19 protein-coding genes are annotated in these 20314 nt (G+C 71.8%); 9 read left to right on the plus strand and 10 right to left on the minus strand.

The window, feature by feature from the left end; genetic code table 11:
* Positions 1–33: 33 nt before the first annotated feature.
* Entirely contained in the window at positions 34–591 is a 558-nt protein-coding gene (locus tag J2S44_RS05930; RefSeq protein ID WP_310409669.1) for a TetR/AcrR family transcriptional regulator, read from the plus strand.
* Here the strand turns inward: J2S44_RS05930 and J2S44_RS05935 are convergent.
* Together J2S44_RS05935 and J2S44_RS05940 are read right to left on the minus strand one after the other, a co-directional pair.
* Positions 569–1486 (minus strand): SDR family NAD(P)-dependent oxidoreductase, encoded by a 918-nt coding sequence (locus tag J2S44_RS05935; RefSeq protein ID WP_310409671.1) that lies wholly within the window; start codon positions 1484–1486, stop codon positions 569–571. The two genes, J2S44_RS05930 and J2S44_RS05935, sit on opposite strands and share 23 nt — an antisense overlap.
* Positions 1487–1554: 68 nt before the next feature.
* A complete protein-coding gene (locus J2S44_RS05940) occupies positions 1555–2139 on the minus strand; it encodes a TetR family transcriptional regulator (protein WP_310409672.1) in 585 nt (194 codons plus the stop codon).
* A 124-nt stretch (positions 2140–2263) separates the two neighbouring features.
* Here J2S44_RS05940 and J2S44_RS05945 point away from each other — a divergent pair, with 124 nt between their 5' ends.
* Entirely contained in the window at positions 2264–2824 is a 561-nt protein-coding gene (locus tag J2S44_RS05945) for a MerR family transcriptional regulator (RefSeq protein ID WP_310409674.1), read from the plus strand.
* Positions 2821–5286: a VIT domain-containing protein gene (locus J2S44_RS05950; RefSeq protein WP_310409675.1), complete on the plus strand. Its 2466-nt coding sequence runs from the start codon at positions 2821–2823 to the stop codon at positions 5284–5286. The genes J2S44_RS05945 and J2S44_RS05950 overlap by 4 nt, the downstream gene beginning before the upstream one ends.
* A gap of 58 nt (positions 5287–5344) precedes the next feature.
* On the opposite strand, the gene fxsT is transcribed toward J2S44_RS05950, so the two are convergent.
* From fxsT to J2S44_RS05975, 5 genes are all read right to left on the minus strand, one after another.
* Positions 5345–7489, minus strand: coding sequence for an FxSxx-COOH system tetratricopeptide repeat protein (gene fxsT / locus J2S44_RS05955; RefSeq protein ID WP_310409677.1), 2145 nt, complete (start codon positions 7487–7489; stop codon positions 5345–5347).
* 227 nt (positions 7490–7716) lie between these two features.
* Positions 7717–9957: a catalase/peroxidase HPI gene (gene katG / locus J2S44_RS05960; protein ID WP_310409679.1), complete on the minus strand. Its 2241-nt coding sequence runs from the start codon at positions 9955–9957 to the stop codon at positions 7717–7719.
* A 20-nt stretch (positions 9958–9977) separates the two neighbouring features.
* A complete protein-coding gene (locus J2S44_RS05965) occupies positions 9978–10388 on the minus strand; it encodes a Fur family transcriptional regulator (RefSeq protein WP_310409681.1) in 411 nt (136 codons plus the stop codon).
* Positions 10389–10398: 10 nt separating this feature from the next.
* Complete coding sequence (locus J2S44_RS05970) at positions 10399–11400, minus strand: alpha/beta hydrolase (RefSeq protein WP_310409683.1); 1002 nt, start codon at positions 11398–11400, stop codon at positions 10399–10401.
* A gap of 10 nt (positions 11401–11410) precedes the next feature.
* The gene (locus tag J2S44_RS05975; RefSeq protein WP_310409685.1) at positions 11411–12196 is read right to left on the minus strand and encodes a hypothetical protein; all 786 of its coding nucleotides are present in this window, start codon (positions 12194–12196) and stop codon (positions 11411–11413) included.
* 100 nt (positions 12197–12296) lie between these two features.
* Between J2S44_RS05975 and J2S44_RS05980 the strand changes: the two genes are divergently transcribed.
* A complete protein-coding gene (locus J2S44_RS05980) occupies positions 12297–12947 on the plus strand; it encodes an AbfB domain-containing protein (RefSeq protein WP_310409686.1) in 651 nt (216 codons plus the stop codon).
* A gap of 6 nt (positions 12948–12953) precedes the next feature.
* On the opposite strand, the gene J2S44_RS05985 is transcribed toward J2S44_RS05980, so the two are convergent.
* Genes J2S44_RS05985 through J2S44_RS05995 form a run of 3 tightly spaced genes read right to left on the minus strand, consistent with a single transcriptional unit; the run spans position 12954 to position 15713 of the window.
* Positions 12954–13334: a hypothetical protein gene (locus J2S44_RS05985; protein WP_310409688.1), complete on the minus strand. Its 381-nt coding sequence runs from the start codon at positions 13332–13334 to the stop codon at positions 12954–12956.
* 2 nt (positions 13335–13336) lie between these two features.
* Positions 13337–15172, minus strand: coding sequence for an EAL domain-containing protein (locus tag J2S44_RS05990; protein WP_310409690.1), 1836 nt, complete (start codon positions 15170–15172; stop codon positions 13337–13339).
* Positions 15159–15713 (minus strand): RNA polymerase sigma factor, encoded by a 555-nt coding sequence (locus tag J2S44_RS05995; protein WP_310409692.1) that lies wholly within the window; start codon positions 15711–15713, stop codon positions 15159–15161. The genes J2S44_RS05990 and J2S44_RS05995 overlap by 14 nt, the downstream gene beginning before the upstream one ends.
* A gap of 271 nt (positions 15714–15984) precedes the next feature.
* On the opposite strand from J2S44_RS05995, the gene J2S44_RS06000 reads away from it, so the two are divergent.
* The 5 genes from J2S44_RS06000 (at position 15985) to J2S44_RS06020 (ending at position 20314) form a co-directional block, all read left to right on the plus strand.
* Positions 15985–16185 carry a hypothetical protein gene (locus J2S44_RS06000; protein ID WP_310409693.1) on the plus strand — a complete coding sequence of 67 codons (201 nt, stop codon included), beginning with the start codon at positions 15985–15987 and terminating at the stop codon, positions 16183–16185.
* Positions 16186–16347: 162 nt separating this feature from the next.
* A complete protein-coding gene (locus tag J2S44_RS06005; RefSeq protein WP_310409695.1) occupies positions 16348–17040 on the plus strand; it encodes a DUF1684 domain-containing protein in 693 nt (230 codons plus the stop codon).
* 12 nt (positions 17041–17052) lie between these two features.
* Positions 17053–18543 (plus strand): ABC transporter substrate-binding protein, encoded by a 1491-nt coding sequence (locus J2S44_RS06010; protein WP_310409697.1) that lies wholly within the window; start codon positions 17053–17055, stop codon positions 18541–18543.
* Positions 18544–18554: 11 nt separating this feature from the next.
* Positions 18555–19508, plus strand: coding sequence for an ABC transporter permease (locus J2S44_RS06015; protein ID WP_310409699.1), 954 nt, complete (start codon positions 18555–18557; stop codon positions 19506–19508).
* Positions 19505–20314, plus strand: a complete 810-nt coding sequence (locus J2S44_RS06020; RefSeq protein WP_310409701.1) for an ABC transporter permease — start codon at positions 19505–19507, stop codon at positions 20312–20314. Before J2S44_RS06015 ends, J2S44_RS06020 begins: the two co-directional genes overlap by 4 nt.

Raw genomic sequence — 20314 nt, forward strand, 5'->3', positions numbered from 1 at the left:
GAAGTGGATGAGTTATCCGGTTACCCTCGTCTCATGACCATGCGCAAGGACGCGGCCCGCAACTGGCAACTGATCGTCGACACCGGGCGGCGTTTCGTGGACGAGGGCATCCCGGTGCAGCTCAACGAGGTGGCGCGGGCCGCCTCGGTCGGCGTCGCCACGGTCTACCGGCACTTCCCCACGCCGGAGGCGCTGCTGGAGACGATCGCGACGCCGAGCCTGGAGGCGCTGGTCGCGCACGCGGAACGGGCGGTGACCGAGGACGACGCCGGGGCCGCGTTCGCCGGCCTCCTGATCGCGACGCTGGACGCGCAGCTCGACGACGCGTCGATGCAGCCGGCGCTGGCGGCCGGCACCTACGTGCTGCCGCGCACGGCCGAGCTGCGCGACCGGCTGGACACGCTGACCGGCCGGCTGCTGGACCGCGCGCGGGCGGCGGGCCGGGTCCGCCCCGACGTGACGGACGCGGACCTGCTGCCGCTGATGTGCGGGGTGATCTTCGCGGTGCGGGTGCACCCGGGGGCGGAGGATCGTCGCGCGGTCACGCACCGCTACCTCGACGTCATGCTCACCGGGCTGCGAAGGCCGTAGAGACCTCCCAGAGGCGCCGGGCCGCGGCCGGGTCCAGCGCCCAGCGGCGCACGCCGGGGTCGGCCAGCCCGGCCTCCGCGTCGTCGTCGATGACCTCGGCCTCGGTGCAGTCCTCCAGGTAGCGGCCGCCGATCCGGTCGAACTGCGGCGCGATCGCGGCGACCACGGTGGTCGCGGCGCCCTGCTGCGGCGTCTTGAGGATCGGCGCCGTGGCCCACCGCGCCCGGGTCTCCGCCGGGATGTGGCGCTGCAGGTTGGTCATGACGCCGCCCGGCGACACCGCGTTGGCGTAGATGCCGTCCGCGGCCCACCGGCGGGTCGCCTCCACCGCGAACAGCACGGTCGCGGTCTTCGCCTGGCCGTAGGCGGCCCACGGGTCGTACGGCCGGTTCTCGAAGTTGACGTCGTCGAGGACGACCGGGGACACGTGGTGGCCGGCCGACGCCAGCGCGACGATCCGGGCTCCGCCCGCCGCGGCGAGCGCGCCGTGCAGCCCTTCCGCGAGCGCGAAGTGGCCGAGATGGTTGACGGCGAACTGCCATTCGATCCCCTCGGCGGTACGCCGCAGGTCCGGCACCGCCATCACACCGGCGTTGTTGATCAGCAGGTGCAGCGGACCGTCCCAGGCCGCGGTGAACGCGCGGACGCTCCCGGGGTCCGCCAGGTCGAGCCGGGCGATCCGGACGGTGCCGTCGTCGAGCGCGTCCCGGGCGGCGTCGACGTCGCGGACCGCGACGGTCACGTCCGCACCGGCCCGGGCCAGCGTGCGGACGGTTTCCAGGCCGATGCCGGAGGCGCCGCCGGTGACGATCGCGCGCCGGCCGGTGAGGTCGTGACCGGCCGCGACCTCGTCGGCCGTGGTGCCCGCGTGGAACGGCGTGGTGATGCGAGACATGCGCGTACTCCCGTCAGCAAGGGGATTCCTTGCCGACAGCCTATGCCAGACATGTCAGTAACTGCCACCTACGTCAGACGCTGCCCCTCGAATGCGCGGGCCAGCAGGTCGCCGAGGTCGCCGCCGTGCGCCGCCCAGTACGCCAGCGCGGTCTCGAAGACGGCCAGCCCGGACGCGATCAGGGCGCGCGCGACCAGCTCGGCGTCGCGCACGTCACCGAACCGGCGCAGCACGTCCGGCAGCAGCAACTCCTGCCACACCGTGTTCTTCTCGATGTGCTTGGCGCGCAGGCCCGGCGTGCCGATCGTGAACATGACCTTCGAGATGCCGGGCGCGGCCGGGTTCTGCTCCACCAGCTGCGCGAACCCCTCCAGCGCACGCCGCACCGCCTCCGCCGCCGGCTCGCCCGCCGGGCGCGCCTCGAGCAGGTCGCGCAGGATCGTGCCGAACTCCATCGGGTCGCCGACGACCACGTCCTCCTTGGTCGGGAAGTAGCGGAAGAACGTCCGCTGCGACACGCCGGCCTCGGCCGCGATCCGGTCGATCGTGACCGCGTCGAACCCCGACTCGAGGAACAGCTCCATCGCGACCGTCTCGATCTGCCGCCGGACCGCACGCCGGGCGATCTCCCGGCTGGACAGCCGCTCGGTCATGCCGTTCCCCCCTGCCACCGCGGCCTCGCGGCGGCGGGCGCCGAGCTGATGATTGGCTCGCTCATGCCCGGCAGTCTAGATCAGCCGTTGACACTGTCACGGTGACAGTGTCACGATGGCGGGCATGTGGACGATGGACGAGCTGCTGGAGCGCGTGCGGGAGGCCCTCACGGCCGAATATCCCGGTGCGCCCAACGGCCGCGTCCGTGAGCTGCCCGACCGTCGCGCGGTGCGGTGGTACGCGACGACCGGCCTGGTCGACCGCGCCACCGCGATGCGCGGGCGCACCGCGCTCTACGGGCCACGGCACCTGCTGCAGATCGTCGCGGTCAAGCGCCGCCAGGCCGCCGGGCAGTCCCTCGCAACGATCCAGGCCGAGCTGGCCGGCGCCACCGATGCGGAGCTGGCCGCGATCGCCCGCGTCCCGGCCGAGCTGCTGAGATCCGAGGCCCCGCCGGCCGCGAGCCGCCCGCGTTTCTGGGCCACGCCGCCGGCGGCGGCGCACGAACCCCCGGCCACCGGCGGCGTGCGGGAGGTGGGAGGCGTCGCGCTGGGCGGTGGTGCCTTCCTCCTCCTGCCGGTACGGCCGTCAGCACCCGACCTGGAGGACCTCACCGAAGCCGCCCAGCCGCTGATCGACCTGCTCCGGGCCCGTGGCCTGCTCAAAGATGGGGGAAACGCATGACCGTACTGCCCGTCGTCCCGATCGCACCGCCGCAGCCCCGGCCGGACGCCGGCCTCGGCACGCTCAGCACGCCCCGCGGCAACCTGCCGCTCGACCGGCTGGACGTGCGGGCCCGGATCAGCGGCCTGGTCTCCCGCACCGTCGTCACCACCGAGTTCGTCAACGCGTTCGACGAACCGCTGGAGGCCACCTACATCTTCCCGCTGCCCGACCGCGCGGCCGTGACCGGCATGACCATGACCGCGGACGACCGCACCGTCGAGGCCGACCTGCGGGAGCGCGGCGCGGCCCGTCAGGCCTACGACGCCGCGATCAGCGCCGGCCGGCGCGCCTCGATCGCGGAGGAGGACCGGCCGGACGTGTTCACCATGCGCGTCGGCAACATCCTGCCCGGCGAGCGCGTCACCGTGACACTGTCGCTGACCGGCCCGCTCGCCTGGGAGGACGACGCCGCCACGTTCCGGTTCCCGCTGGTCGTCGCGCCCCGCTACGTCCCCGGGGTACCGCTGCCCGGCGAGCAGGCCGGCGACGGCCGGGTCCGGGACACCGACGCGGTCCCGGACGCGTCCCGGATCACGCCGCCGGTGCTGCTGCCCGGCTTCCCGCACCCGCTGCGCCTGTCGATCGGCGTCGACGTCGACCCGGCCGGGCTGCCGCTGACCGAGGTCCGCTCCAGCCTGCACGCGGTCACCCGCGACTCCGGGCGGATCGAGATCCTGCCGGGCGAGCGCGCGGACCGCGACTTCGTCCTGCGGCTGCCGTACTCCGGCTCCGGGTCCGGCGCCGTCTTCGTGCCCGACGCCGACGGGGGTACGTACCAGCTGGTGGTCCTGCCGCCGACGACGTCCGCCGCGCCCCGGCCGAAGGACGTGGTGCTGCTGCTCGACCGGTCCGGCAGCATGCACGGCTGGAAGATGGTGACCGCGCGGCGCGCCACCGCCCGGATCGTCGACACGCTCACCGCCGCCGACCGGTTCGCGGTGCTCACCTTCGACAACCACATCGAGCGGCCGCCCGCGCTCGGCGACGGGCTGTCCGAGGGGACCGACCGCAACCGGTTCCGGGCCGTGGAGTGGGTGGCCGGCGCGCAGGCCCGCGGCGGCACCGAGATCCTGGCACCGCTGCAGGCCGGGCTGCGGCTGCTGGCCACCTCCCCGCAGGGCCGGGACCGGGTGCTGGTGCTGATCACGGACGGGCAGGTCGGCAACGAGGACCAGATCCTCGCCCAGGCCGGCTCGCTCGCCGCCGGCGTCCGGGTGCACACGGTCGGCATCGACCGTGCGGTCAACGCCGGCTTCCTCGGCCGGCTGGCCGCGACCGGCGCCGGCCGCTGCGAACTGGTCGAGAGCGAGGACCGCCTCGACGAGGCCATGGACCGCATCCACCGGCGCATCGCCGCCCCGCTGGTGACGTCCGTGACCGTCGACGGCTTCCCGCCCCGGCGACCGGAGTCGATCTTCCCGGGCGTACCGCTGGTGCTGTTCGAACGGTCCTCGGAACCGGCGCCCGCGTCGCTGACAGTACGCGGCCGCACCCGTGACGACGCGGAGTTCGTGGTGCAGGTGCCGGTCCGGCGCGACGACGAGACCGCGGTGACCGCGCAGTGGGCGCGGGCCCGGCTGCGCGAGCTGGAGGACCGCTACACGATCGGCGAGGTCACCCTGGAACCGGAGATCGTCGCGACCTCGCTGCGGCACCGGGTGCTGTGCCGCTTCACGGCGTGGCTGGCCGTGGACACCCGGGTGGTCACCGAGGGCGGCGAGACCCGGCGGGTGACGCAGCCGGTCGAGTCGCCGTCCGGCTGGGAGAACCCCGCGGCCGACCGGCTCACCGCCGTTCCCGCGCTGCCGGGGCAGCGACCGGTCGTGGGTGGCCGTGGCGGCCCGGCGGGCGGATTCCGCGTCGCCCGCGCCGCGTCCTTCGCCGAGGCACCGGAATTCGGCGCCGCACCGCCCGCGAGCCCGGCACCGACGGCGTCCGCTCCCCCACCGCCCCCCGCGTCCGGCCGGCCCGGTGCCGTCCCGTCCGCGCCCGGCGGCCGTGTCCCTCGGGCGCCGAGCCCCGCGATGGCCCCGGTCACCGCCGTCGCCCCGAGCGGCCGCCGGCCCGATCCGCGCGCGGACCTCGTCGCGTTCGCCCGTGCCGAGGCCGCCGGCCTGCGCGCGGCCGTCGACCTGTCCACGATGGAGCGACGCGACCTCCTCGACGACCTGGGAACCCGCCTGCACGCCGTCCTGACCGGCGTCCCCGAGTCCGAGGTCCGCCCGCTGGCCGAACTGAAGCGCCTGCTCCTGCGCGGCATCGCCGACCTGGCCACCCTCTGGTCCGAGTCCCTGCGCCTGCTGGACGAGTTCGCGACAACCCCCGGCACCGGCCAGAGCGACGCCGGCCAGAGCGGGAAGCCGGTGGACGACACCCTCCCGGCGGAGGAGCCGAAGCGGCACAAGCCGTTCTGGAAGTAGCACGCATCCTGCGGCATGGCCGTGCGGTCGGCCATGCCGCAGGACCGCGTGCCGAAGGTCAGCCGGATGAGGGGAATTTCGCTTCTATCTGGACTGCCAGCCGAGACTTCTTCAGAGCTCGGAGGGTCCTCGCGAGGTCCTTCGCGGTCTCGACGGTATGCGGATGCGCCGCACCAAGCACTTCGATACGACGATCGAGGGTGTCCTGTTGTACCTGCTGTGCCTCTTGAAGGCGTCCCGCGTCGTAGAGCAGCACTCCCTTGAGCGCGGCGAGGTCGTGTGTGATGTAGTGGCCGACACCGAGCGTGGCCCTGGAAGTTGCCAACGCCTCGTTGCACATCTCCATCGCCTTGATCCCCTGGCCCGCTTGACGATACAGACGCACCAGGGTGAGCACTGAGATGAGGGTGTGGGGATGCCTCTTCCCCAGCAATCGCAGACGTCGGCCATGCGTATCCTCATCAAGCGCTATCGCAGCCTCGATGTCGCCGAGTTTGCGTAGCATGATGGCGAGATTGTGAGTGGCACCCAGTGTGAGCCGGCTGTCCATTCCCTTACACCGCCGGAGCCGGGCCACTGCGTCTTCGTTCAGTTCGTACGCTTCCGCAAACCTTCCGACCTCGTAGAGCTGCCATGCGTACTGAACAGCCGACAGCAGCGTGTCAGCGTGGTCCTCCCCGTATAGGCGGCGCCGCCGGAGGTAGGTATCCCGACTTATCGCCTCAGCTCGATCATGCTGCCCCAGACGCCAGTGCGCCGACGCCAAGCCATGCGCTGCGTGCATGGTGTCCGTGTCATCCGAACCCAGCCTGTCCCGCCACCGCAGGTAGAGATCCTCGGTGATGCTTCTGCCCAGCGACAGCTCACCACGTTCCAGTAGGAACCACGCACCCTGCCACGCCGCCGCCCTGAAGGAAGGATTCTCACTGTTCGCCGGCTCAAGAGCCAAGAGGTGGGGCATCAGCCGGGACCAGGCCGGCCAACTCTCCGGATGCCGGCTGTCGCCCGGCGTGGCCGCAGCGACCAGAGACTGCGCGGACGCATGCACTGCGGAGCTCTCATGGGCGTCGAGCTGGTCTGCGACAACCATGATCGTCAATCGATGTAGCTGCATGGTGGACTCGTTGACCTTCGCCAGTCCGAATCGATTGACCCGGCCGAGCACCCGCCGGAAGTCCATCGCAGAGACCGTCGCCGGTCCGAGCGGCTGCGGTAGCCGAGCTGCGGCCTCCGAAGAGAACAACTCGATCGGAATCGGTTCGGCGGCGAACGCCGAACACAGGCGCACCAACTGGGCAGCCGCCGCATTGTCATCCGCCATTCGGCCCAGGGAGAGCTTTATCGCAGCGGCAAATGAGGTCGGATAGGAAAGCGGTTTACCCTCGGCCATCACCGCCGCGGCACCCCGCCTCAGCTCCTTGAGGTAGTCACGAGCCGATATTCCGGTCTCCGAGAGCACTCCGGCCGCCTGTGCGACGGCAAGGGGCAGGTCACCCACCTCTCGCGCGATGTCACCGGCATCGGCACCGCTGACAGCAGGTGAGATTCGGCGCAACAAGGCGATCGACTCGTCCCGATCGAAGACGTCTACTTCGACCGCCGCCGCGAGCTGCCACCAATCAGGCCTCCTGGATGTCAGGAGCACGTGGCCCGGTCCCTGCGGCAGCCAGCGAGCCACCTCCTCGGGAGACTCGACATTGTCGAGCACGACGAGCCATCTGTTCTCGACTCGAAGCCGTCGCAGTACCTCCGTGGCACCGGCCGAGACGTCCGACAGATTCGGCGTCCAACCGACCAGAGATCCGAGGCTCACCAGCTGCTCGGCCACGAAAGCGGGCTGCTCGGCATCAATCCACCACGCTATGTCGTAGTCTTCGGCGAAACGATGTGCGTACTCGACCGCGAGCGAGCTCTTTCCGACTCCACCCATACCGTGCAGGGCCATGATGACAACAGGCCCCATGTTCTGCAGATGCCCGCGGAGGGCCGCCAGTTGCTCACGTCGGCCGGTAAACGCAACATTTCGCGGCGGAATGTTCCACGCGACGGCTGTGAGGTGCCCTTCCACAGTCGCGTCAGCGACGTCGCGCCGTACGTCGTCGGCCAGCGGCAAGGCCGGTCGATACGCCGCCCAGGCCGCCGACGGAGCACCGATCAGCGCGGCTACGGACGTCGCCACAGCAACCGCCGTCGGGAGATCCATACCGAGAACTGCCTGGCACAGCACCCAGGAGGCACCCATTCCGGCGGCACTTACCGAAGTGGCCGCCCCCCATCGCCGCACCTGCCCCACTTCTCCGCCTCCGGTCAGCGCTCGCAGTCTCTCCAGAGTAGTGCGGCGCTTACAAGAAGTATCTCCGCGATTCTCAGGCGAACCGCACACAGAACGGGCCCGGCCTTTCGGCCGGGCCCGTTCTGGCTAAGCGGGGATCACTTCAGGTCGAAGCGGTCGTTGTCCATGACCTTGACCCACGCCTTGACGAAGTCCTCGACGAACTTCTCGCGGGCGTCCTCGGACGCGTAGACCTCGGCCAGCGCGCGGAGCTGCGAGTTGGAGCCGAAGATCAGGTCGACCGCGGTCGCGGTCCAGATGACCTTGTCGGTGGACAGGTCGCGGATCTCGTAGACGTGCTCCTCGGTCTCCGACGCCTTCCAGCGGGTCCCGGGGGACAGCAGGTTGGTGAAGAAGTCGTTGGTGAGCACGCCGGGGCGCGAGGTCAGCACGCCGTGCTGGGCGCCGCCGACGTTGTTGCCGAGCACGCGCAGGCCGCCGATCAGCGCGGTCATCTCCGGTGCGGTCAGGTCGAGCATGTAGGCGCGGTCGACCAGCAGGATCTCCGGCTGGGTCTTCTCGCCCGGCCGCAGGTACTGGCGGAACGCGTCGGCGCGCGGCTCCAGGACCTTGAACGACTCCACGTCGGTCTGCTCCTGGGACGCGTCCGTGCGACCCGGGTGGAACGGCACCGTGACCTCGACGTTCGCGTCCCGCGCGGCCTTCTCGATGGCGGCGCCACCGGCCAGGACGATCAGGTCGGCGAGCGAGATCTGCGCGCCGCCGGCCGCGTTGAACTCGGCCTGGATGCCCTCGAGCGTGGTGAGCACCTCGGACAGCTGCGCGGGCTGGTTGACCTCCCAGTTGCGCTGCGGCTCGAGGCGGATGCGGGCGCCGTTCGCGCCGCCGCGCTTGTCGGTGGAGCGGAAGGTCGCGGCCGACGACCACGCGGTGGAGATCAGCTGGGACACGGTCAGGCCGGAGTCCAGGATGATCTGCTTGAGTCCGGCGACGTCCTCGGCGGAGACCAGCGGGCCGGAGACGGCCGGCACCGGGTCCTGCCACAGCTGGGCCTCCGGCACCCAGGGGCCGAGGAAGCGGCTGACCGGGCCCATGTCGCGGTGCAGCAGCTTGTACCAGGCCTTGGCGAACGCGAGCTGGAACTCCTCCGGGTTCTCCAGGAACCGGCGGGAGATCTTCTCGTACACCGGGTCGACGCGCAGCGACAGGTCGGTCGTCAGCATCGTCGGCCGGTGCTTCTTCGACGGGTCGTGCGCGTCCGGGATGATCTCGTCGGTCGTCTTGGCGACGTACTGCTTCGCGCCGGCCGGGCTGGTGGTCAGCTCCCACTCGTACCCGAACAGGATCTCGAAGAAGCGGTTGGACCACTGGGTCGGCTTGTCGGTCCAGGTGACCTCGAGGCCGGACGTGATGGTGTCGCCGCCCTTGCCGGTGCCGTGCGTGTTCAGCCAGCCGAGGCCCTGGGCCTCCAGCGGCGCGGCCTCCGGCTCCGGGCCGATGTGGCCGTCGGCGGGCGCGGCGCCGTGCGTCTTGCCGAACGTGTGGCCGCCGGCGATCAGCGCGACGGTCTCCTCGTCGTTCATCGCCATCCGGGCGAACGTCTCGCGGATGAACTTCGCGGCGAGCAGCGGGTCGGCGCTGCCGCGCGGGCCCTCGGGGTTGACGTAGATGAGGCCCATCTCGGCCGCGCCGACGCCCTCGGGCAGCGCGTCGGTGGAGTAGCGCTCATCGCCGAGCCAGGTGTCCTCCGGGCCCCAGAAGATCTCCTCCGGCTCCCACACGTCCTCGCGGCCGAAGCCGAAGCCGAACGTCTTGAAGCCCATCGACTCCAGCGCCACGTTGCCGCCGAGGACGAGCAGGTCGGCCCAGGAGATCTTCTGGCCGTACTTCTGCTTGACCGGCCAGAGCAGGCGGCGGGCCTTGTCCAGGTTGGCGTTGTCCGGCCAGCTGTTCAGCGGCGCGAACCGCTGCCCGCCGTCGCCGGCGCCGCCGCGGCCGTCCTGGATGCGGTACGTACCTGCGGCGTGCCAGCTCATCCGGATCATCAGGCCGCCGTAGTGACCGAAGTCGGCCGGCCACCAGTCCTGCGAGGTGGTCAGCACCTCGGTGATGTCGCGCTTGATCGCCTCGACGTCGAGCTTGGCGAACTCCTTGGCGTACTCGAAGTTGTCGCCGAGCGGGTTGCCCTTGGACGAGTGGGCGTGCAGCACGGACAGGTCGAGCTGGTTCGGCCACCAGTCACGGTTCGTGCGCGGGCGCCCGCCGGTCTTCGGCGTCGGCGTGTCGATCGCCGGGTTCTCGCTCTCGCTGCCGGTCGCGGTCACCGAGTCGTGCGCGACCGGGCAGCCGCCGGCCTTCGGGTCCAGACTGTCGCTCATTGGTTTCCTTCCACTCGCAATCACGAACAATCAGGGCAGGTGCCCCAGAACACGACCTCCGCCTCGTCGACCGCGAATCCGTGGTCGTCCGAGGCGGTGAGACAGGGAGCCCGGCCGGTGACGCACTCGACGTCGACGATCGCGCCGCAGGAGCGGCACACGAGGTGGTGGTGGTTGTCCCCCACCCGGGTCTCGTATCGCGCGGTCGCGCCGGCGGGCTGGATGCGACGCACCAGGCCGGCGTCCGTGAGCGCACGCAGAACATCGTAGATCGCCTGGTGGGAGACCATGGGCTGGTCCGCGCGCACCAGGGAGATCACGGTGTCGGTGTCGACGTGCGGGTGGTCGTGCAGCGCGGCGAGCACCGCCAGCCGGGGACGGGTCACGCGCAACGAGACCGCCCGCAGCCGCGCCGCGAGATCGGACGTCACGCCGACGACCTTAGGGCACTAGATTGGAATCATTCAAGTTTCGGCGTGGTGCGTCACGCCGGATGTGCGAACCGGCCCACTGATCGAACCGGCGCAACACCGCGGCGCGGACATCGGGTCCGGAAAGCGTCAGATCGTGCAGCGCACCCGGGAACCGGACGAGCGTGACGTGCGTGCCGAGCGCCGCGCCCCACCGCCGGATGTGCGCGACGTCCAGCACGATGTCGGTGCGGTGGATGTCCTCGCGCGGTCCGGACACCCAGTCGAACGACCGGTCCGACGAGCCGACCAGCACCGGCATGCGCAGCCCCAGCCCGCGCCGGACCCGGCGGTGCGCGTCCCGGATCGCGGCCAGCCAGCCGAGCCGGATCGGGTGCCCGCGCGCCGGCTTCAGCGCCAGGTCGTAGGACCACTCGCCGCCCAGCGTGGCGTGCGTGGCCACCGCGAACGCGTCGGACGTCGGATGCGGCATCACCGCGTGCGGCGCGAGCCGGGCCACCGCGGAGACCGCCGCCATCGCCGGGCGGCGCAGCACCCACGGCAGCGCGAAGTCCAGGAACGGGCTGTTGAGGAACGCGCCGGCGACCGGTACGCCCGGCCGGTCCGCCGCCCACAGCGACCCGATCAGGCCGCCGGTGGAGTGCCCCCACAGCACGATCTCCCGCGCGCCGTCCGCCGTCATCCGCGCGACCGCGGCGTCCAGCTCCGGGTAGTACTCGGTCAGCGACCGGCAGAAGTTCGGCGTCTGGTGCGGCAGCAGGCTCCGCCCGTACCGCCGCACGTCCAGCCCGTAGACGCCCCAGCCGCCGGCGGCCAGATGATCGGCGACGTGCGTCTGGAAGAAGTAGTCCCCGAGCCCACCGAGCATCAGCACGGCCCGCCGCCCGTCGCCGTGGTCCGGCCGGCGGCGCACCAGCGTGGCGATCAGCGGCCCCTGCGCGTCCCGCCCACAATCAAGGACGAAGCGCTCATAGGGTACGCCGAGCAGGTCCGTGCCGTCCGCCTCGAACATCGGCACCAGGCTACCGGCCGGACGGCACGATCGTCCCGTACCGCACGGACGCCGCCACCCGGTCCAGGCGCGCGGCGCCCTCCGCCTCGTCCAGGCCGAGCCGCTCGCACAGCTCACGGTGGCCCTCGACGAGCACCTCGGTGATCTCACCCGGGTCGTCGGCGATCTCCGCGGCCAGCTCGTCCCAGACCTGCAGCGCGTCCTCGACCAGCTCCAGCGCGGCCGTGGTCGCCGGGTACTGCAGCAGGATCTCCGCCTCCTCGGCCAGCCGGGTGCCGGCCGCCCACGCGTCCTCGTCCTCGGCGGCCACGTCGATCGCGGCCCGGAAGTCCTCCAGCCCGTTCGCCGCCGCGTCCGCGTCGAGCAGCCCGGCCTCGCCGAGCAGCCGCACCGCGAACAGCCGGTCCCGCAGCGCGGTGTCCACCACCAGCGCGGCCACCTGCCGCCCGGTGAGCCCGCGCAGCGCCGCCAGGTAGCGGGCCTGCTCCGGGTCGGTGGTGTCCGGACCCGGCGGTGTCGCGGAGGCCAGCAACGGGAAGCCGGTGCCGACCGCGGTCAGCGCGAGCGCGACCACGTGCGCGCACAGCCGCTCACCGGACCCGCAGTCACAGTCGCCGCCGAGCTCGCCGTCCACGATGCCGGCCCAGGCCTGCACGTCGGCGACGTCGGCGAGCACGCCACCACCGGACGACTCCAGCTCGCCGACCGCGCCGTCGGCCACGAGCCGGTCGGCCGCGTCCAGGACCGGTGCCGCCACGGACTCCCGGAAAGCTTCGATATCAATGCGTACCGCCACGGACGACCACCCTACCGGCGCACCCGGACCCGGAACACTGGCGACGGCTTTGTACAGTTTCGCCGCCGGTTGAGTTCTTCCGACACCCCGAGGAGCGGCATTGTCAGGCACCGTCTACGGCAAGGGCGCGCACGACCCCCGCCCACCGCGAAACGGCCTGTTCCACCGCGTGCACCCCGGCGTCACCGCGGCCGTCGCGCTCGGCATGGTCGCCGCGTTCGCCCTCGGCTGGCTCGTCTGGCGCGGCGTCTCCGAGCCGGACCCGCTGCGCGACCTCAACGAGGCCGCTGCCCAGTCCGCCGCCCCGGTCGCCGGCACCCCGTCCGCCGCGCCGCCGTCCGAGGGCCCGGTGGAGCTGGCCACCGGTTCGTACGAGCTGGAGTCCGTCGCCTCGCCCGGCTCGCTGGTGTCGAGTGTGGACGACCTGGCCGTGATCACCGCGAACGCCCCGGCGCTGGAGGTCGTCGAGGGCCTCGCCGACGCGGCCTGCTTCACGTTCCGCTCCGGCGACCGCTACATGCGCCACTCCGGCTACCGCCTGCGCTTCGACCCGCTCGACGACTCCGACCTGTTCCGCCAGGACGCGACGTTCTGTCCCGAGGAGGGCGCCGCGCCCGGCACCGTCACGCTGCGCTCGGTCAACTACCCGACCCACGTCGTCCACCACCGCAACATCGAGCTCTGGATCGACGAGTCCGACAACTCCGACGACTTCGCCGAGTCCAGCAGCTTCACCGTCCACCGCGGATAGTCGCCGTCACCGCCCGGGCGGCCGCAGCATCTCGGCCTCGACGTCGTCGAGGAGGTCGAGCGCGCGGCGCAGCGGATCGCGGAGGCGGGCGACGTCGTCCGGTTCGTGCGGGGCCGTGTCGGCGGTGGCGAGGAAGCGGGCCGCCTCCCGGTCGCACTCGGCGAGGCGGGGATCGAGGGCGACGGCCGGCGCGCACAGCGCGCGCAGCGTGCTCACGTGGGCGTCGACGCGCAGGGTGAGACGGTCGCGACGGATCGGTTTCGTGGTCATCAGCCAGTGCCACCAACCGATCGTGAAGGTCAGCGTGGCGAGGTAGTCACGCAGCAGGCGGCGCTCGACGGCCAGGTCCGCCGCGTGCGCCGCCCACCAGGCGGTCAATGGGTGCACGGTCAGCCCAGCTTCGCGATCGGGCGCAGGTCGAGCTCGATCCGGCCGGACGGGTCGATCATCGGCGCCGGGCGTCCGATGTGGAAGCCCTGCGCGAAGTCGACGCCGTAGCGGCGCAGGAGCGCGGCGGTGTCCGCGTCCGGCACCTTCTCGGCCACGACCCGGATGCCGAGGTCGTGACAGATCAGCGTGAGCCGTTCGACCAGGGACCGGTCCGCGGGCGTGCGGGTCAGCCCGGTGACGAACCGGCCGTCGATCTTGACGAGGTCGATCGGTAGCGTCCGCAGGTGCAGCAGGGACGCGTGGCCGGTGCCGAAGTCGTCGAGCGCCAGTTGCGCGCCGAGCTGCCGCACGCCGGTCGCGAACGCCAGCGCCTCGTTGCGGTTGTCGATCGCGGCCGTCTCGGTGATCTCGAACGTGAGCCGGTCGGCCCGCACCCGGTGCCGGGCCAGCGCGCGGGTGACGTGGTCGAGCAGCCCGGGGTCGGCCAGCGACCGGCCGGACACGTTGATCTGGCAGTGCGAGTCCAGCGCGCCGCGGCCGATCAGCTTGATCGCGTGGTCGATCACCCAGCGGTCGACCGCGAGGATCTCACCGATGCGCTCCGCGGTGTCCAGGAACGCCCACGGCGCGCCCGCCTCACCGGACTCGCCGCGGACCCGGAGCAGGATCTCGTGCCGGGTGATCCGGTTCAGGTCGAGGTCGAGGATCGGCTGCGCGGCGAGCGTGAACCGGTCGTTGGCGACCGCGCCGCGCACGGCGGTGCGGCAGCGGCGCAGCCGGGCCGCGCGACCGGCCGGGACGGCCGCGACCTGGGCGTGGTGGCCGGTGCGGCGGGCCTCGGCGGCCGCGTGCTCCGCGTCGGTGACCAGCTCGAAGCCGTCGGCGTCGGTGCCCCGCGCGAAGCAGGCCGCGCCGGCCCAGGCGTTGACCCGCACGCCGGAGAACAGGTGGTTGCGGACCCGGCCGACGGCCGCGACCGCGAGCCGTTCCGCCTCGGCCGGCGTGGTGGTGCCGCGCAGCAGCACGCCGAACAGGCCGGGCGCGACCAGGCCGTGCGTGGCGTGCGGCGGGTTCGCGCCGGTCAGCAGCCGGCCGATCTCGGCGGCCAGCGTGTCCCGGTCGTCCTCGCCGAGCGTGGTGGTGCCGGGTTCGGCCGCGATCACGAACACCATGCCGTCGCCGGTACGCCGTGCGCGGTCCACCTCGTCGATCAGGTACTCCCGGGTCGGCAGCCCGGTGGGCGGGCCGGCGCAGAGCATCTCCTCGCGGGTGGCCCGCCGGGCCCGTTCGCGCCGTGCCAGCTCCGGCGCGGTGACGTCCTCACAGGTGGCGACGATGCCGTTGGCCGGGACCTCGATGAGCGCGTGCACGTACCGCGTGCTGCCGTCGGTGCGGCGGGCGCGGAACGTGACCTCGGCCGGCCGGGTCTGCGCCCACGCGTCCTCGACCGCGGCGGTGACCGCGACCAGGTCGTCCGGGTGGATGCAGGACATCAGCACGGCCGGGGTGACCACGTCGTCGGGCGCGCCGGTGGACGCGTGCCGCGGCGCGGCCGGGGCCCGGCCGAGCAGCTGCGTCATGCCGGCGGACCAGGTCAGCCGCCCGGCGGCGCGGTCCCAGGCGATGACGCCGAGGCCGGCGGTGCGGGCCGCCTGGGTGATCCGGGTGACCTCGTCCTGCGACGTGGTGAGCGGGTCGGCGAGGTCGGCCTCCGGCGTGGGCGCGTCCTGGCGGTGGTCGAGCAGCACCTGCCGGGCGACGCGGCGGAAGCGCGCCTGCTCCAGCGCGCTGGGGGTGTGTCCGGCGGCGAGCCGCAGCACGTCATCGAGTCGCATCGGCGGCACCTGCCAGTTCCTGCAGGCGGCGGCGCGCGTCGGACTTGTAGAACCGGACGCTGCTGTCGGCGAGCCCGAGCGTGCGGCCGATCTCCGGGTTGGAGAAGCCCTGCTCGGCGAGCTCGAAGACCTGGGCCTGCCGCGGCGGGAGCTGGGCCAGCCAGAACCGCCGCAGCTGCTCGGCCTCCCAGGAGTCGGTGGCGGACGCGGGCGCGCCGGGCATCTCGTCCGGCAGCGCGGTCTCCCGGTCGGCCTTCGCCCGCTCGCGGCGCAGCACGTTGTGCGCCGTCTTGATCACCCAGCCGAGCGGCGCCTCGAACTCGCGGATCTGTCCCCACTTGCGCCGCGCGATCAGGTAGGCCTCGTGCAGCGCGCCGCGGACCAGGTCGGAGTGGTCGCCGCCGAGCCGCAGCACCGCCTCGGCCCGCGCGTAGGTGTCCTCGATCATGGCGTTGCACTCGGCGTCGTACTGCGCGTCGAGGCGTGCGGCGTCGAGGCGCCCGGTGTCGTCCCATCGGGCGGCGTGATCCGACTGGCTCACGCCGCCCGCTCCCCCATCTCGATCATTGATCCCCCACAAGAAAGTCGTCCCCGTTCGCATATAACTCTCTGTGGGGCGCGGAATGTAGATGCCATCCGGCTCGATTTCTTCGCCAAGATCTGTGATCACGTGCGTGAACTGCGCTTTCACCGCGAAATTCGTCTGGCTACAGTCGGTGTTCGGCCGGAGTCTTTGCGTGCATGAATCGCACGTCGTAGTCAGCATGCGCACACACCGTTCCCATTTGCCGACCATGACTATCGTCGATGCGATGGACACACTGGACATGACCGTACTGTCGGATCCACCGCCGGCCGATCCCGACGAGCCCACGCCACCGCCGCCACCGCCGCCGACGCCGACCGACCCCGAGTGGCCGCCGCCGCTCGACGACCCGGAGGAGCCGACGCCGCCGAAGACCACCGATCCGGACTGGCCGCACGGGCGCACGATTCGCCACGCTGCGTCCTGAATCACGTCGCCGACCAGGAAGAACGTCGCCTGCCACGCGTTGCTGATCTCTAGTCGAGTCGTCCGCGTCACTAACCGTGGCGCGGACTGTCAATTAAACCTACCAACGTTGTAGGTTTCTCGGCGTCGCAGACAGGAACCGCAGCTGGGAGGCGTGGAAGGCATGGCGCTCGTCGTACCGCCGGATGATTTTCTGGAGTGGCAGCGGGCGCGGCACGCGCGGCTGACGGCACCGCAGGGCAATCTCGCGCTGATCGAGACCCGGTGGGGCGCGGACGACCCGGACGCGGCCCTGGCCGGGCAGCGCGACACGGTGACCGCGACCCGGCTGCGCCGCACCGACCCGCTGACCGGCGAGACCGAGCGCGGCGTGCGGCTCTGGGACGCCGACTCCGCCGCCATCAACGCCTTCGACCATGTGGCCCGCTTCGACTACGACCCGGCGTGGGTGCTCGAGGCCCGCTACACCGAGGTGCCCGGCGCCCGGAAGGTCCCGTTCGAACACATCAAGGACAACGGGGGTACGCGTGAGCTGGCCGTCCCCGGCGACATCTCGCTGACGCTGGACGGCCGCGACTACACGCTGCTCGCCTTCGACGACGGCGGCACGCTGCTGCTGGTCTTCGCGGACGCCCTGACCGGCAACGACGTCTACGCACCCGGCCGGTTCCTGTCCGTGCGGCGCGAGCCGGGCGCGACCACGGTGACGCTCGACCTCAACCGGGCCTACGTGCCGCCGTGCGGGTTCTCCGCGCACTTCAATTGCCCGATGCCGCCGCCGCAGAACCGACTGCGCCTGCCGGTCGCGGCCGGCGAGAAGCAACCCGTCTTCACCAACGGTTTCACCATCCACTAGGAGACACATCCCGTGAAAAGGGCATGGATAGCCGTCGCGGCCGCCTCGGCGTTGCTGCTGTCGGCCTGCGGTGGCGGCGGGGACGACACCCCGGCCGACAGCGCCGCACAGACGATCGACATCGGCTCGGTCTACGAGCCGCAGAACCTGGACAACACCGCGGGCGGCGGCCAGGGCGTCACCGAGGCGCTCAACGGCAACGTCTACGAGGGGCTGTTCCGGCTCACCGACGCCGGCACGGTCGAGCCGCTGCTGGCCACCGCGCACACCGTCGGCGAGGACGGGCTGACCTACACGTTCACGCTCGCCGACGGCGTGACGTTCCACTCCGGTAAGGCGCTGACCAGCGCGGACGTGAAGGCCAGCATCGAGCGGGTGACCGCGGAGACGTCGAGGTCCGCGCGGAAGTCGAGCCTCGCGGTGATCAAGGAGATCGCCACGCCGGACGACAAGACCGTCACGGTCACGCTGTCCGCGCCGTCGATCTCGTTCGTCTACCACCTCAGCTACGTGTGGATCGTGAACACCGCCGCGGGCGACCTGACCACGACCGCGGACGGCACCGGGCCGTACCGGCTCGGCGAGTGGAAGCGCGGCGCGACGCTGTCGCTGACCCGCAACGACGCGTACTGGGGCACGAAGGCGAAGAACGCGGGCGCGGTCTTCCACTACTTCACGGACGCGACCGCGCTCAACAACGCGCTGCTCACGAACGCGGTGGACATCGTGACCAGCGAGCAGTCCCCGGACGCGCTGGCCCAGTTCGAATCCAACCCCGCCTACAAGATCAACGAGGGTACGTCGACCACGAAGCTGCTGCTGGCGTTCAACGACCGGGTCGCGCCGTTCGACAAGGTGCCGGTCCGCAAGGCGGTCAGCGCCGCGATCGACAACGCGAAGCTGCTCAACTCGATCTGGGGCGAGTACGGCACGCTGATCGGCTCGATGGTCCCGCCCGGCGACCCCTGGTACGAGGACCTGACCGCGGTCAACGCCTACGACGTCGAGGCCGCCAAGCGCCTGCTCGCCGAGGGCGGCGTGCCGAACGGCTTCACGTTCACGCTGGACACGCCGAACTACGACCCGCACCCGACCGCGGCCACGTTCATCAAGAGCGAGCTCGCCAAGATCGGCGTCACCGTCGAGATCAACACGATCACGTCCGACGAGTGGTACACGAAGGTCTACCAGGAGCGCGACTTCCAGGCCACGATGCAGGAGCACGTCAACGACCGCGACGTCGTCTGGTACGGCAACCCGGACTTCTACTGGGGCTACGACAACGCCACCGTGGCCGACCTGGTGAAGCAGGCCGAGGCCGCGAAGACCGAGGCCGCGCAGGCCGACCTGCTGAAGCAGGCCAACAAGATCATCGCGGCGGAGGCGGCCAGCGACTGGCTGTACCTCTACCCGCAGATCGTGGTCGCCTCGGCCGACCTGTCGGGCTACCCGCTCAACGGCCGCAACTCGCAGTTCTTCGTGTACGACATCGTGAAGAGCTAGATTCGGCAATCATGATCACCTACCTGGTACGCCGGACCGCGCTGCTGCTGGCATCGCTGTCCCTCGCCAGCGTGGTGCTGTTCCTCCTGCTCCGGTTCCTGCCGGGCGACCCGGTCAACGCGCTGCTCTCCGTGGGAGCGACCGACGCGCAGATCGAGGCCGCCCGGCGGGAGCTGGGCACGAACGAACCGGTGGCCGCGCAGTTCCTCTCCTGGCTCGGCGACGCGGTCACCTTCGATCTCGGCCGGTCGCTGATCAGCAACCTGGCGGTCGGCCCGGAGATCGCCGCGCGGCTGCCGGTGACCGTGCCGCTCACGCTCGCCGGCTTCGTGCTGGCCGTGCTGATCGCGGTACCGGTCGGCTTCCTCGCCGCCTACCGCGCGGAGAAGTGGGACGGGCCGCTGCTCAACGGCGTCGCGCAGTTCGGGCTCGCCGTACCCGCGTTCTGGCTCGGCCTGCTGCTCGTCACGATCTTCGCGCTGAACCTGCGCGTGCTCCCGGCCGGTGGCTTCCCGCCGGCCGGCTGGTCCGACCCGGCCGCGGCCGCCACCGCGCTGACGCTGCCGGTCGTCACGGTCGCGCTGGTGATGTCCGCGTCGCTGATCCGCTACGTGCGCGCGGCCACGCTCGACGTGCTCGGCAGCGACTTCCTGCGCACCGCCCGCGCGCTCGGCTCGTCGCTGCCCGCCGCGATGTGGCGGCACGGCCTGCGCAACGCGGCCGCGCCGGTCATCGCGGTGCTCGCGATCGAGCTGGCCACCACGTTCCTCGGCGCGGTCGTCATCGAGAGCGTGTTCGCCCTGCCCGGCCTGGGCTCCATGCTGACCCGGGCGATCGCCCAGCGCGACTACCCGGTCATCCAGGGCGTCATGCTGGTCAGCACGTTCGCGGTGCTGGCCGTCGGCTTCCTCGGCGACGTCGCCCAGCGCGTCGCCGACCCGCGTCTGCTGCGCGGCCGCTCATGAGGCGCCTGCACCTGGCCGCCGGGCTGGTCCTGGTCGGCGTGATCGGCGGCGCGGTCCTGCTGTCGTACCTGTGGCTGCCGTTCGCCCCGGACGACACCGGCGGCGGGCGGCTGTCCCCACCCGGCGGCGACCACTGGCTCGGCACCGACAAGCTCGGCCGCGACCTGTTCACCCAGCTGCTGATCGGCGGCCGGATCGCGATCGGCACCGCACTCGGCGCGGTCACCGTCGGTGGCCTGCTCGGCGTCCTGTTCGGACTGCTGGCCGGCTTCGCGGCCCGCTGGCTCGACGACGCGGTCGCGGTCACGCTGGACATCCTGATCGCGTTCCCCACGCTGCTGCTGGCCATGCTGATCGTGGCCGGGTTCGGCGCCTCACTCGGCGCGGCCGTGCTCGCGATCGGGCTGGCCATGGCCGCGATCGTCGCCCGCCTGACCCGGATCCTGGTCAAGCAGGTGCTGTCCCGCGACTACATCACCGCGGCACGCATCTCCGGCGTGTCCTGGCCGCGGATCGTGCTCACCCACGTGCTGCCCAACATCTGGCCGGTCGTGCTGGTCAACCTCGCGCTGCAGGCCGGCCTCGCGGTGCTGGCCGAGGCGTCGCTGTCCTACCTCGGCCTCGGCACACCCCCACCGAACGCGTCCTGGGGCCGCCTGCTCTTCGAGGCCCAGGGCACCGTCCTCACCGCGCCGGTCGCCGCGATCGCCCCCGGCCTGGCCCTGGTCGCCCTGGTCGTCGGCATCAACCTGACCGCCGACGGCCTCCGCGACCTCGCCGACCCGACCCGCCGGAGGTCCCGATGA

The organism is Catenuloplanes niger, assembly GCF_031458255.1.
Classification (GTDB): Bacteria; Actinomycetota; Actinomycetes; order Mycobacteriales; family Micromonosporaceae; genus Catenuloplanes; species Catenuloplanes niger.

Coding starts and splice junctions, on each gene's coding strand:
- katG (WP_310409679.1), bottom strand. CDS start 9,957: ATGAGCGACAGTCTGGACCCGAAGGCCGGCGGCTGCCCGGTCGCGCAC.
- J2S44_RS05970 (WP_310409683.1), bottom strand. CDS start 11,400: ATGTTCGAGGCGGACGGCACGGACCTGCTCGGCGTACCCTATGAGCGC.
- J2S44_RS06020 (WP_310409701.1), top strand. CDS start 19,505: ATGAGGCGCCTGCACCTGGCCGCCGGGCTGGTCCTGGTCGGCGTGATC.
- J2S44_RS05950 (WP_310409675.1), top strand. CDS start 2,821: ATGACCGTACTGCCCGTCGTCCCGATCGCACCGCCGCAGCCCCGGCCG.
- fxsT (WP_310409677.1), bottom strand. CDS start 7,489: ATGGATCTCCCGACGGCGGTTGCTGTGGCGACGTCCGTAGCCGCGCTG.
- J2S44_RS05935 (WP_310409671.1), bottom strand. CDS start 1,486: ATGTCTCGCATCACCACGCCGTTCCACGCGGGCACCACGGCCGACGAG.
- J2S44_RS06005 (WP_310409695.1), top strand. CDS start 16,348: ATGGCGCTCGTCGTACCGCCGGATGATTTTCTGGAGTGGCAGCGGGCG.
- J2S44_RS05945 (WP_310409674.1), top strand. CDS start 2,264: ATGTGGACGATGGACGAGCTGCTGGAGCGCGTGCGGGAGGCCCTCACG.
- J2S44_RS05940 (WP_310409672.1), bottom strand. CDS start 2,139: ATGACCGAGCGGCTGTCCAGCCGGGAGATCGCCCGGCGTGCGGTCCGG.
- J2S44_RS06015 (WP_310409699.1), top strand. CDS start 18,555: ATGATCACCTACCTGGTACGCCGGACCGCGCTGCTGCTGGCATCGCTG.
- J2S44_RS05930 (WP_310409669.1), top strand. CDS start 34: ATGACCATGCGCAAGGACGCGGCCCGCAACTGGCAACTGATCGTCGAC.
- J2S44_RS06000 (WP_310409693.1), top strand. CDS start 15,985: ATGGACACACTGGACATGACCGTACTGTCGGATCCACCGCCGGCCGAT.
- J2S44_RS05990 (WP_310409690.1), bottom strand. CDS start 15,172: ATGCGACTCGATGACGTGCTGCGGCTCGCCGCCGGACACACCCCCAGC.